We start from the raw sequence: 12,531 nt of genomic DNA, 5'->3' as shown, positions 1-12,531 counted from the left end.
GCGATGTCCAGCTCTGTCAGGATCGCCGACATCCCAGTGGACCAGAGCGAAAGACCGCTTCTGGAACGGGGACGGCGGTACATTGTGGTGGGAGCGATATGCGCAATTGCGCACAATGTCATCATGATTACGGTCGATCAGCTGGGCAGGCACTACCTGCTGGGCATCATGATTTCATTCCTGGCGGTGACGCCGACCGGCTACGCTCTGCACAGCTGGTTCACCTTCGGCAAACCGCTGCGCTTCAAGGCATTTGCGCGTTTTGCGGCAGGCGTGGCTGCGGCCTACCCGATCTCGGTAGCCATGATGGTGCTTCTCTGTTCCTGGCTTGGCCTTGGTGTTGCGATCGCGTCTCCGATCGCCACCGTGGCGTTACTCATCTGGAACGTTGTGGTTGCGCATTTGGCTATCTTGTCACGGTTCAGTCTACGGTCCGCCACCGCGCCGACAGCATCTCGCTCAACCACACGACAATTTTCCGGAAACGAGGAATAAGAATGCTACCGCCAGGTCAGATCATGCGCAGGGCTCTTGGCCGCCATTTCAAGCCGGTCGGAGACGTCTACCGTCGCGTTTTCGTCAATCTCAATGCAATCGCGGATTTTCTCGATCGCGAATTGCCGAACGGCGCGAAGGTTTTGGATATCGGCGGCGGCGATGGAGCGCTCGTCGACCGGCTGCTCGATCAGCGCCCCGACCTGAGGATTACGATGTGCGATCTCGCCCCTTCGATCGGTGCGTTTCTAAGCAACGCAAATCGGGCGAAGGTCGAACTTCTGCCCGCGACGGACCTTTCCAGCGTGCAAGGGTCTTACGATGTCGTCACGATTTCCGACGTCATTCATCATGTACCGGTGGATCGGCGCGAGGCGTTCTTCAAATCGCTGGCCAACAGTTGCGAACGCTGGGCCTGCCGGAAGATCATCCTCAAGGACATCGAGCCTGGTGGAATACGCGCCACCTTGTCGCTTCTTGCGGACCGGCACATTACCGGAGACAAGCATGTCGTCTTGTTTTCGCGTTCGGACTTCGCGGCCATGGCAAAGCGGCATTTCCCGACGGCAAAGAGAGTATCGGCATCACCGGACCGGCCGAATTATTGTGAACTGCTCAGCTGGTAGCAGATGGGTGGATCCCGGCGTGTCACGAGGCGGTAAGCGCGGATCAACGACACGCTATTTGGTCGCGATGGTGCTGAGCATGCTGGCGATCCGGTGACTCTCCGGGCGATCGACCAGAAATTTATCGATAAACTTCAACGGGAATGTCAGCGTCAGGATTGCGGCTTTCGCTATCATGTAGCGGGTTCGGTTCTCTCGACCGATAACGACGCCGATATATTCCGAAAGGATGTTGACGATCGCGCTTGTCGGCCCTTGATGCGTCTGGACCTCTACCCTTGCGAACCGCTGGAGAAGCTGCTCGATCCCGTCCTTTGTGAAGTTGCAGTAGTGGGCGGGATAGCCGTGATAGGGGAACAGGAAAGGGTTGATGCAGAGCAGCTTCCCACCCGGCTTCAGGACACGGAACACTTCATCGACGACCGCTACCGGATTGGGAACATGCTCGATCACGCTGTCCAGAATGACGACGTCGACGGAATCGCTCGCAAGCGGCGTGTGCTCGATATTCGCGACCAGATCGACGTTCGGGGTGGGGAACAGGTCAATGTTGAGAACATCGGGGCGGACGCGCCGTGCGCCGGAGCCGAACTCAACGATCATCGAGTCCTGAGGTATCGAGGCAAGAAACGAATTTAGCGTGTCGTGCGGTGAATATTCGCTGGTGATGACCTGCTTGAGCGAATTGTAGAGACGGGCGCGCGTACTGGTACCGGCATACGCCTCTTCATGGAAGCTCGCGTCGAAGCCCTCCCTCACCGGCGACTCGACAAAGAACGGAATCCCTTTGTGCACGGGATAGGGGGCAGGGCAAGATTCGCAGGTCAGGGCAACCGGGCTTGTGCCAAGCCTGGAATAGCAGACTGGGCAGACGAGGCCCGATGCCATCTTGGGTTGTAGCACGCGATGTCCTTTCAAGCCTCCGCATTGTCGCAGAGGCAGGTTGCCGTGTCTGAACGTAACGCTTCTTAGCAAGCAAAAGGCTAACAGCGGCTAAAGTCCGCTACGTATAGACAGGCTGGAGCGGAGCGCTGCAAGAATCCGAAGCGCGACGGCTTCAGTTCCGCACAGTCTCGGAAAATTAACCGCGGTGGAACCATGCTTCGCCAAGCGGAGCTGCCGGCCTCGAAGTTGTTGTCTGATGATGAAGGGCGTTGCGCCCAGCGAGGCAGCACGCCTGGCGTTGGTCTGCCTGGGCACGATCGAGGGGGTTGTCTTGAATACGCAGGAGCCGGGACCAAACAAGCTGTTCGCTCTCGGGCAGCGCCCAACAACAACTTTTCTGCATATCCTGATCGCACTCAAGATCATCTTGCTGTTCGTTCTGGCTTGGAACATCCGCTTCGTCATGGATGAATTCGTCCAACTCGGATGGGCGAAATATTTCTCCAACGGCCTGTTCGATACGATCTGGCATCCCAAGGCGGTCGGCTATGCGGCTTTTTATGAGATTGCTCATCTGATCGGCTGGAATGCCACGTCGGTTCTGCTTGCTGGCCGCATGCAGACTGCGTTGCTGGCCTGCGGGACGATCTCTTTGATCTACGCATGCGCTCGCGCTCTGGGCGAGGATCGCGTGCGCGCTTTGACGATCGTCCTCGTTCTCCTGTGCTTTTCGAATTTCATGGAGCGCATCTTTCGTACCATCGCCGAACCGCCGGCAGTGTTCTTCGCCGTGGCGGCGTTGCTGGTTGTCCTGCGCGCACCTGGGTTGAGGGCAAGGCAGCTTGTTGCCGCCGGCATGCTAAGTGGCCTTGCCTTCGTCATCACTCAGAAATCGGTCTACTTCAACGTTGCGCTCGGCATCGGCCTTGTTGCTGACGCAGCCTTGATGAGACGCTACGCAACAGGGGCGGTTCGCGGAGGGTGGCTCGTGCTTGGATGGGCCGTTCCGATAATGGTCTATTGCTTGATCTTCGGTGGAGGCGCCCCTGTTCTCGCGGCCAAAAACCTTATACTTGGCCCGGTCGAGATTGCGACGCGTGGAGGCGGTGACTACGGGGGACTGAGGCAGTTCGTGTTACAGACACTGGCGCGGAACGCCCTTCTTTACGGGATCTGTTTCTCCGGTATGGCCCTGTCACTGATGCGGATCATGAAACTCGATGGTCGAAGGCGAATTGCGCTGATCTTTTCACTCGTCATCACGGTGCTGGTATTCACGCACGACCAGCCCTGGCCTTATGTCTTCATCATGGCGTTGCCCTTCGTTGCGCTCTGGTCGTTGGAGCTTCTCGACAGCACCGCAACCCACGCGCGCTACCGGGTTCCTGTCCTCGCGGTGCTGATCACAGCCATCGCCATGAGCTACGCGAGCAATGTCGTTTACCTACGCCTCAACAATCAGACCCAGCTTGAACTGGTCTCGCGCGCGGAATCTTTGCTCGCACCGGATGAGAAGTATTTCGACGGCATCGCCATGCTGCCCAATCGACAGGAGCCCTCCACACTCTGGCTCGACCAGCATTATGTCTTGAAAACATTGCAGGAAGGCAGGCAATCGGAAGCCTACAAAGTTCTCTCGGATTCCCCGCCCAAGATGGTCCTCTGGTCATATCGCATGGATTTGATCGATACCGTGATCGCGCCTCTCATCCGCGACAGCTACGTCCAGATCGCTCCCAACATCAGAATGGCTGGTCGTCGCCTCTATTCCGGTCGTCCGGTCGTTTTCAAGGTGCCTGTCGCCGGACGATACAGCCTGTACACGACCAGCGGGGAGCTTGCAGACGGCGAGGTCGAGATAAACGGCACCTCGCATTCTTCGCCCCTATCCTTGGAGGCAGGTACCAGCGACGTTGTCCTGCGCAACGGTCCAGCCGAGGCACTGCTGCTGCCGGAAGGTCACTATGAAAACCGCATCGTGCCTGGCGGGGACAATACCGAGCTGTTCACGGGAGTTTACAATTAAATACCGGTTTCGGTCTTCAGCGGCCGGGTCATCAATGCCGTGACAGCCTGCCGAATGGTGATCGTGCCGTCCAGTATCGCCGACACCGCAGCGATGATCGGCGCGTCGATGTGGCGCTCGGTGGCGATGCGGGCGGCGATCGCCGCCGTCGGCACGCCTTCGGCGAGCGGCAGTCCGGCCAAGGGCTTACCTTGCCCCAGCGCCAGCCCATAGGCGAAATTGCGCGACTGGGCCGAAGAGCAGGTGAGCAAAAGGTCGCCGAGGCCGGAAAGCCCCATCAGCGTCTCCGGCTTGGCGCCGAAGGATGCCCCGATGCGGCGCAGTTCGACGAAGCCGCGCGTCACCATGGCGGCCTGCGCGCTGGCGCCGAGCCCAGCGCCGGTGACGGCGCCAGCGGCAATGGCGAAGACATTCTTCAAAGCGCCACCAATCTCGACGCCGATCAAATCGTCGCTGGAATAGCAGCGCAGATTCTGCGCCGAAAAGCGCGCGGCAAGCTCGGCCGCCAAGGCGTCGTCGGGGGAAGCAACTACGACAGCGGTCGGCAGACCCCTGGCCACATCGGCGGCAAAGCTCGGACCGGACAAGGCCGAAACCGGAGTTTCGGGCAGGATCTCACCAACGATCGCCGACAGCAGCGCGCCGGTGTCGCGCTCGATGCCTTTGGCGCAGAGAACCAGCGGGATGCCTTTCGGCATATGGGGCTTTGCCGTCGTCAGCATGGCGCGCAGCGCCTGCGCCGGCGCCACGGCCAGCGCGCAATCGGCATCGGTCAGGGCCGTGCTGATATCGCTCGTCGCCGCAATGCCTGTTTCAATGGCGATGCCGGGGAGATAACGCGGGTTCTCGCCGCGGCGGATCGCGGAAACCGTCTCTTCGTCGCGGGCGTAGAGCCGGACATCGTGACCGGCGCGCAGCATCGCCAGCGCTAGCGCCGTGCCCCAGGCGCCGCCGCCGAGCACGGCGACGCGCCAGCCGGTTCTGTCCCTGCCGCTTGTGTTGCCGGCGCTCATGCTTTTGCTCCGCGCCGGCCGGAGCCGACCATCGGGGCCGAAATGCTGTCCAGCGGCCAGCGCGAACGCGGCACGAAATCGAAGCCGTTCTCTTGCGACAGGCCTGCCCGCAACCGCTCGATGCCGGCCCAGGCGATCATCGCCGCGTTGTCGGTGCACAGTTTGAGCGGCGGCGCGACAAAGGCGAAGCCGGCCTCGGCGCACTGCTTCTGCAGCGTCGCCTTGATCGCTCTGTTGGCGGCGACTCCACCGGCAACGACCAGCGCCGGCTCGGCCTTGTCCGGAAATTCGTCGCGGAAGCGGGCCAGCGCGCGGGCCACGCGGTCGCCAAGTGAGTCGGCTACCGCCGCCTGGAACGAGGCGCAGATGTCGGCGACATCCTGCTCGCTTAGCGGCTGGATGGCGGTCGCCGCCTGGCGCACCGCGGTCTTGAGGCCGGAGAAGGAGAAATCGGGCTGCGCAGATCCTTTCATCGGCCGTGGAAAGGCAAATCGCGTCGCATCGCCCGAGATTGCCGCCTTTTCGACATTCGGGCCGCCGGGATAGGGCAGGCCGAGCATTTTGGCCGTCTTGTCGAAAGCTTCGCCGAGCGCGTCGTCGATGGTCGTCGCCCAGCGTTGGTAGTCGCCGACGTCGCGCACGGCGACGATCTGGGTGTGGCCACCGGAGACCAGCAGCAGCAGATAGGGAAAATCGAGCCCGTCGGTCAGCCTTGCGGTCAGTGCGTGGCCTTCGAGATGGTTGATGGCGATCAGCGGCTTGCCGGCGGCCGCTGCAATCGCCTTGGCTGTCATCAGGCCGACGATCAGCCCGCCGACTAGGCCGGGGCCGGCAGTGGCGGCAATGGCGTCGATGTCGGCCAGGGCTACGCCCGAATCCGCAAGAGCGGCCTCGACAATGCCGTCCAGCGCCTCGACATGGGCACGCGCGGCGATCTCCGGCACGACGCCGCCGAAGGCGGCGTGCTCCTCGATCTGGCTGAGCACGATGTTGGACGCAATCACCGGCACGGAATCGCCGTCCAGCGTCACCACGCTGGCGGCGGTCTCGTCGCAACTCGTCTCAATGCCCAGAACGCGGATCAATTCGTCGCTGTCTCCAGAGATTGTGTCGCCGGACTTTCCTAGTTAGTAGAGGCGGGCCTCGCTAGGGAGAGCGCCGGAAACGCAAAGCCAGCCGGGGGTTATCACGGACCGCGCGCCATGCAAACTTTGAAAATAGGAACACGCGGCAGCCCGCTGGCGCTCGCCCAGGCGCATGAGACGCAGGCGCGGCTGATGGAAGCGCATGGCATGCCGGCAGAAGCCTTCGAGGTCGTCGTCATTTCGACCAGCGGCGACCGCATCCAGGACCGGCCGCTGTCGGAAGCCGGCGGCAAGGGGCTGTTCACCAAGGAAATCGAAGACGCGCTGCTGGCCGGCACGATCGATATCGCCGTGCATTCCTCCAAGGACATGCCGACAGTGCTGCCGGTCGGGCTGGAGCTGTCCGCCTTCCTGCCGCGCGAGGATGCGCGGGACGCCTTCATCGGCAAGGCGGTGAAGCGCATTGTTGATTTGCCGCAAGGCGCCAAGGTCGGGTCGTCTTCGCTCAGGCGCCAGGCGCTGATCCGGCGCATGCGGCCGGACCTAGACGTGGTCATGTTCCGCGGCAATGTGCAGACCAGGCTGCGCAAGCTGGAGGAAGGCGTCGCCGAAGGCACGATCCTCGCTTATGCCGGGCTGAAGCGGCTCGGGCTCGGCCATGTCGTCACCGATCTGATGCCGCTCGATGCTTTTCCGCCGGCGCCGGGACAAGGCGCAATCGGCATCGAAACCCGCATCGGCGACAGCGTGGTCGAAAAGATGCTGGTGGCCATCCATGATGTGCCGACAGGCCAGGCGCTGGCCTGTGAGCGCGCCTTCCTGGCGGCGCTCGATGGCTCCTGCCGCACGCCGATCGCCGGCTATGCGACGATATCGGGCGGCAGGCTGGTTTTCGCCGGGCTGATCATTTCGCCCGATGGCACGCAATCGCATGAGGTCAAGGCCGAAGGCTTGGCGCTGGATGCCGCTGACATCGGCACGGACGCGGCCAGGATGGTGCGGGTCAAAGCGGGCGAAACCTTCTTCGACGGCTGGGTCTGATATGCGTGTCCTGGTGACGCGGCCGCAACCTGGGGCGTCGCGAACCATGCGGCGGCTGCAGGAATTGGGATTTGAGCCGCTCCTTCTGCCGCTGACCGAAACGGTGACACTGCCGGTTGGCGCCGATGCTGCGAGCGACAATGCCGTGGCCGTCGCTGTGACCAGCGCCAATGCCGTGCGGCATGCGCCGAAAGAACTCATTCGTGCGCTCGCCGCCTTGCCTTGCCATGCCGTCGGACGCAGGACGGCTGAAGCGGCACGTTCGACAGGGTTCTTGTCGGTCAGCGAAGGGGCGGGCGACGCCGAGCGGCTGGCCGAGGCGATTGCTGCCGGCCTTTCCGGCAAGGCGGTCGTCTATCTCACAGGGCGCGTGCGGTTTCCGGCATTCGAGGCGCGGCTGCGAAAGGCCGGCGTCGAGGTCCGCACCGTCGAAACCTACGACACGATTTCGCTCGATTATTCCGATGCTGAAATCCGTACACGCCTGTCCGATCAGGCGGTCGACGCGGTGCTGCTCTATTCAGCCAAGGCGGCGGCAGCGTTGCAGGCCTTGGCCAGCCGGGCGGAACTGCGCGATCTCTTTGAAAACATGCAGGCTTTTGCGCTCTCCGAGCGCGTGGCAGCGGCATTTGACAATGCCGCCGGCAAAAAAATACGCATGGCGCGGGAACCGCAGGAGGAGGCGCTGCTTGAGCTGTTGCACCGCGGCGACTGAGCCCCGTGTCATCACGCCGCCCCTTTTCACCTGATGATGATGTGCTAGACCATTTTTCAAACCATCACGCGCCGTCGGGCGCCCAGACGAAGCAGGATTGCGGAGCCCAGGCATGGTCAAGACGCCGAAGATGCGACATTCGAAAAGCCGCCGCGAGCCGGTGACCATCGAACTCGAACCCGGCGCTGTCTCGCGCATTGCCGATGCGGATGCCGCCAAGACGGATGTCGCCAACTCGGATGACGTCGGGGCCCCGGCAGAATCGGTTGCGGCCGAGGATGCGGCTGCCATGGCCAATGCGCAGCCGGAGACGCCTGACGAGCCCGTTCATGCCGATCAAGCCGATCTCGAGCCGTGGGAGCACTCCGACGCCGCGGCGCAGGCCGCCCCCGAAAGCGCCGATGCCAAGGCGTCCACCCAGGCGGAGCAGCCTTACCCCACCGCTTCGGATGCGCCACCGCGCGCCAGAACCTCCGACTACAGTTTCGAGGATGCCTCGCCCAAGCCGGGTGCACCCAAGGAAACCCCAAGGACAGCCGGGAACCAGCCCATGGCCGCGCAACCGAAGCGCACGAGCGGCATTGCCGCCGGCATCATCGGCGGTGTCATCGCGCTGGCTGCCGCCGGCGGGCTGCAGTTTGCCGGCGTGCTTGGCGCTCCGGGCTCAGGGGCGGGCACGGTCTCGCTCGACGGCGTCAATGGCGAGATCGCTTCGCTGAAGCGCGAAATCGCCGACCTCAGGGAAGCCAGCGGCAATGGCGCCGCAACGGCCAAGGTCGACGGGCTGTCTTCGGCGCTGGATCAGGTCAAGGCCGATGTCGCATCGCTGAAATCGGCGGTCGAAAAGGGCGGCGCCGGCGACAATGCCGGGCTTGCCGCGCTTGGCGACAAGGTCAAGCAGATCGAGACCGCGGTCGCCGCCCTTGGCCAGGCCGGTGGTGCAGCGCCCGTCGATCTCGCGCCGCTCAATGAAAGACTGGCGGGCCTCGACGCACTGGTGAAATCGGCCGGCGAGGCAGCCAAGGCGCAGGAAGGCAAGATCGCCGCGCTGGAGCAGTCGGTGATGCAGCTCGCCGGCAAGGTCGATGCGCAGGCCTCGCAGCCAAAGATCGCGATGGCCATCGCCGCTTCGGCCTTGAAGGCGGCGCTTGACCGCGGCGCGCCGTTCGCCGCCGAGTTGGAGACCTTCGCGGCGATCTCGCCCGATGCACCGCAGATTGCAGCGCTGCGCCCCTACGCTGAAAAGGGCGTCCCGACCCGCACCGAGATCGCCGGCGAGGCCGACGCCGCGGCCAATGCGATGGTCGCGGCGGCGACGCCGGTCGATGAAAATGCCGGCTTCTTCCAGAACCTTTTGTCGAGCGCCGAATCGCTGGTCAAGGTCCGGCCGATCGGCGCCGTCGAAGGCGCCGGCGCGCCGGAAACCGTGGCGCGCATCGAAGTGGCGGTCAACCAGGGCGACTACGCCAAGGCGCTCAGCGAATACGCAACGCTGCCGGATGCGGTCAAGGCTGCCGGCGCCGACTTTGCCGGCAAACTGAAGGCGCGCATCGACGTCGAGACGCAGGTCGACGCGCTGATTGCAGGTGCGATGAAGGCATGAGGACGACACGATGATCCGAATTCTCATCTTTCTCGCCGCCGTCTTCGCGCTCGGCCTCGGCTTTGCCTGGCTGGCCGATCGTCCCGGCGAGATGGTCGTCACCTTCAACGGTTACCAATACCAGGTCAGCCTGATGGTGGCGGCGGTGGCGATCGTTGCCGTCGTCGCCGCGGTGATGATCGTCTGGTGGCTGATCAAGTCGCTGTGGAACAGCCCGTACACGATCTCGCGCTATTTCCGCGTCCGCCGCCGCGACCGCGGCTACCAGGCGCTGTCGACCGGCATGATCGCAGCCGGCGCCGGCGATGGCGCGCTGGCCCGCAAGAAGACCAAGGAAGCCGCCAAGCTGATCCGCTCCGACCAGGAGCCGCTGATCCAGTTGCTCGAAGCGCAAGCCTCGCTGCTCGAAGGCGACCATGGGGGCGCGCGCGAAAAATTCGAAGCCATGCTCGACGACCCCGAAATGCGGCTGCTTGGCCTGCGCGGGCTCTATCTCGAAGCCGAACGGCTCGGCGACCGCAACGCCGCGCGTCACTATGCCGGGCGCGCCGCTTCCGTCGCGCCGCAACTGGCTTGGGCCGCCGAATCGACGCTGGAGGATCTGACCGGGCGCGGCGACTGGGACGGCGCGCTGAAGCTGGTGGAGGCGCAGAAGTCGACCAGGCAGATCGAACGCGACGCCGCCAATCGCCGCCGCGCTGTGCTGTTGACCGCCAAGGCGCAGGCGCTGACAGATAGCGACCCCAATGCAGCCAAGACAGCGGCACTCGAGGCAAACAAGCTCGCGCCCGATTTCGCACCGGCCGCGGTTGCAGCCGCCAATCTTCTGTTCAAACAGAACGATGTGCGCAAAGGCTCGAAGATCCTTGAGGCAGCCTGGAAGGCGGAGCCGCATCCCGAGATCGCCGAGCTCTACACCCATGCAAGGCCGGGAGATGCCGTGGTCGATCGTCTCAACCGGGCGAAGAAGCTGCAGGAGCTGAAGCGCAACAATGCCGAATCGTCGATGACGGTGGCGCGCGCCGCGCTCGATGCGCAGGATTTTTCCACCGCCCGCCGCGAGGCGGAAGCCGCGATCCGCATGGATCGCCGGGAAGGCGCTTACCTGCTGCTGGCCGATATCGAGGAGGCAGAGACCGGCGACCAGGGCAAGATCAGGCAATTGCTGTCCAAGGCGGTCAGGGCGCCGCGCGATCCGGCATGGGTCGCCGACGGCGTCGTCTCCGAACGCTGGGCGCCGGTATCGCCGGTCAGCGGCAAGCTCGACGCTTTCGCCTGGCGCGCACCGATGGAGCGGCTGGGCCAGCTCATCGACAGCCATGAAGACGAAGCCGATGTGCCGGTGCTTGCGGCACCCGCCAAGCCGACAAAGGAAGCCGAAGTGATCGATCATCCCGCCGTTGCCAGGAGCAGCGAGGCGCCGACCGAGTCGAAGCCCGCTGTGGGCGATGAGCAGGTCACATCGGTCACTTCCGCCGCTTTCGCCGCAATACCGCCCGATGCCGAACCCGTCGAACCTGCCGAGGAACTGGCTCGGCTGCCCGACGACCCTGGCGTCGACCCCGACGACGAAGCGGAGAAGTCACCGCGCCGCTTCCGCCTGTTTTGATCCCTGAAGCATGATCCCAAAAAGTGGATAGCGGTTTTGGAAAAGATCATGCTCCAATAAAGTGAAGTGAGCACCATGTTCGAACGCGTCCTGGCCTTTCTGAAAGACCTGCCCTCCGGGGCTGGGGCTCGCGCCAATGCGGACGATCCGCGCGTTGCGGCGTCGGCTTTGCTCTATCATGTGATGAATGCCGACGGCGTGCGCCAGGATGTCGAGTGGGAGCGGTTCAAGCAGGTGCTGGCGCAGAGCTATTCGATCAGCGGCGACGAGCTCGATGCACTGGCTGCCGCCGGCGAGCGCGCCGACAATGAGGCGATCGACCTCTATGCCTTCACCAGCGTCTTGAAGCGCCATCTCGACGCCGAGGCGCGCAAGGCTTTCATCGGCCTGATGTGGGAAATCGTCTATGCCGACGGCGAACTGCATGAACTGGAGGACAACACCGTCTGGCGCGTCGCCGAGCTAATCGGCGTCGAGCGCCAGGATCGCGTCGAGGCGCGCCGCAAGGCGGCGGCCGCCGCGCCCGGCGCCAGCGGAACGTCGAGCGACGAATAGGATTCCGCCTTTCCATGCCGCCCAGACCGAGCTCGAAACCAAAAATCCTGATCGTGCTGCATCAGGAGACTTCGAGCCCCGGCCGGGTTGGCCACATGCTGCTCGAGGAAGGTTTCGACCTCGACATCCGCCGGCCGCCTCTCGGCGACAGCCTGCCGGAGACGCTGGAGGGACACGCCGGCGCCGTGGTGTTCGGCGGGCCGATGAGCGCCAATGACGAAGATGAGTTCGTCCGCCGCGAGACCAACTGGCTCAATGTTCCGCTAAAGGAGAACCGGCCCTTCCTCGGCATCTGCCTTGGCGCGCAGATGCTGGCCAATCATCTCGGCGGCAAGGTCGAGGGGCATGGCGAGGGGCTGGTCGAGATCGGCTGGTATCCGCTGAAGCCGACCGAAGCCGGCAAAAAGCTGCTGCCCTGGCCCGACATGGTTTACCAGTTTCACCGCGAAGGCTTTTCGCTGCCCAGGGATGCGACGCTGCTGGCCACGGCGGAAACCTACCCCAACCAGGCTTTTCGCTATGGCGACAATGCCTGGGGCATCCAGTTCCATGGCGAACTGACCCAGTTGATGATGCAGCGCTGGGTGGTGCGCGGCGCACACCGTTTCGAATTGCCCGGCGCGCAGCCCGGCCGCGACCATCTCGGCGGCCGGCTGATCTGGGATATGCACCTCAAGCGCTGGCTGAGCGAGTTTTTGAGCCTGATCTTCGGCAAGCCTACTGAGGGATAGAGCAAATCCAACTACTCTGAACGGCCGAGCTTGCCCAAAGACGACTTACCTGTGGGAGGCGTGTACGATGGATCCGGGACCTTAGCCCGTTCCCGCAGATTTGGATTGCGCCCCAAACACTCCGATGGATCGAAAAACTCCGTGGCG

General features: G+C 63.5%; 12 protein-coding genes. 9 read left to right on the top strand and 3 right to left on the bottom strand.

Annotated features, from left to right (window positions below; translation table 11 throughout):
- Positions 1 to 3 precede the first annotated feature (3 nt).
- Both NKJ57_RS23225 and NKJ57_RS23220 read left to right on the top strand, forming a co-directional pair.
- Positions 4 to 495 carry a GtrA family protein gene (locus NKJ57_RS23225; RefSeq protein ID WP_352512766.1) on the top strand — a complete coding sequence of 164 codons (492 nt, stop codon included), beginning with the start codon at positions 4 to 6 and terminating at the stop codon, positions 493 to 495.
- A 2-nt stretch (positions 496 to 497) separates the two neighbouring features.
- A complete protein-coding gene (locus NKJ57_RS23220) occupies positions 498 to 1,121 on the top strand; it encodes a class I SAM-dependent methyltransferase (RefSeq protein WP_352512765.1) in 624 nt (207 codons plus the stop codon).
- A gap of 54 nt (positions 1,122 to 1,175) precedes the next feature.
- Here NKJ57_RS23220 and NKJ57_RS23215 read toward each other — a convergent pair whose 3' ends face one another.
- Complete coding sequence (locus NKJ57_RS23215) at positions 1,176 to 2,024, bottom strand: methyltransferase domain-containing protein (RefSeq protein WP_352512763.1); 849 nt, start codon at positions 2,022 to 2,024, stop codon at positions 1,176 to 1,178.
- A 238-nt stretch (positions 2,025 to 2,262) separates the two neighbouring features.
- Between NKJ57_RS23215 and NKJ57_RS23210 the strand changes: the two genes are divergently transcribed.
- Positions 2,263 to 4,032, top strand: coding sequence for a DUF7056 domain-containing protein (locus NKJ57_RS23210; RefSeq protein ID WP_352512761.1), 1,770 nt, complete (start codon positions 2,263 to 2,265; stop codon positions 4,030 to 4,032).
- Here NKJ57_RS23210 and NKJ57_RS23205 read toward each other — a convergent pair.
- Positions 4,029 to 5,045: an NAD(P)H-dependent glycerol-3-phosphate dehydrogenase gene (locus NKJ57_RS23205; protein ID WP_352512759.1), complete on the bottom strand. Its 1,017-nt coding sequence runs from the start codon at positions 5,043 to 5,045 to the stop codon at positions 4,029 to 4,031. The two genes, NKJ57_RS23210 and NKJ57_RS23205, sit on opposite strands and share 4 nt — an antisense overlap.
- Positions 5,042 to 6,127: a tRNA (adenosine(37)-N6)-threonylcarbamoyltransferase complex transferase subunit TsaD gene (gene tsaD / locus NKJ57_RS23200; RefSeq protein ID WP_196814835.1), complete on the bottom strand. Its 1,086-nt coding sequence runs from the start codon at positions 6,125 to 6,127 to the stop codon at positions 5,042 to 5,044. Before tsaD ends, NKJ57_RS23205 begins: the two co-directional genes overlap by 4 nt.
- Positions 6,128 to 6,247: 120 nt before the next feature.
- On the opposite strand from tsaD, the gene hemC reads away from it, so the two are divergent.
- From hemC to NKJ57_RS23170, 6 genes are all read left to right on the top strand, one after another.
- Entirely contained in the window at positions 6,248 to 7,171 is a 924-nt protein-coding gene (gene hemC, locus NKJ57_RS23195) for a hydroxymethylbilane synthase (RefSeq protein WP_352512757.1), read from the top strand.
- Between the two features lies 1 nt (position 7,172).
- Positions 7,173 to 7,886, top strand: a complete 714-nt coding sequence (locus tag NKJ57_RS23190) for a uroporphyrinogen-III synthase (RefSeq protein ID WP_352512755.1) — start codon at positions 7,173 to 7,175, stop codon at positions 7,884 to 7,886.
- A gap of 112 nt (positions 7,887 to 7,998) precedes the next feature.
- On the top strand, positions 7,999 to 9,489 hold the full coding sequence (locus NKJ57_RS23185) for a COG4223 family protein (RefSeq protein ID WP_023821973.1): 1,491 nt from the start codon (positions 7,999 to 8,001) through the stop codon (positions 9,487 to 9,489).
- 10 nt (positions 9,490 to 9,499) lie between these two features.
- Positions 9,500 to 11,098, top strand: coding sequence for a heme biosynthesis protein HemY (locus NKJ57_RS23180; RefSeq protein WP_352512753.1), 1,599 nt, complete (start codon positions 9,500 to 9,502; stop codon positions 11,096 to 11,098).
- Between the two features lie 75 nt (positions 11,099 to 11,173).
- The gene (locus NKJ57_RS23175) at positions 11,174 to 11,653 is read left to right on the top strand and encodes a tellurite resistance TerB family protein (protein ID WP_023702389.1); all 480 of its coding nucleotides are present in this window, start codon (positions 11,174 to 11,176) and stop codon (positions 11,651 to 11,653) included.
- A gap of 14 nt (positions 11,654 to 11,667) precedes the next feature.
- On the top strand, positions 11,668 to 12,384 hold the full coding sequence (locus NKJ57_RS23170) for a glutamine amidotransferase (RefSeq protein ID WP_286487908.1): 717 nt from the start codon (positions 11,668 to 11,670) through the stop codon (positions 12,382 to 12,384).
- Positions 12,385 to 12,531: the final 147 nt, after the last annotated feature.

This window comes from Mesorhizobium sp. M0077 (assembly GCF_040322955.1).
GTDB lineage: Bacteria > Pseudomonadota > Alphaproteobacteria > Rhizobiales > Rhizobiaceae > Mesorhizobium.
Note: the sequence above shows the minus strand (reverse complement) of the source record. Positions and strands in the feature narration are given on the sequence as shown.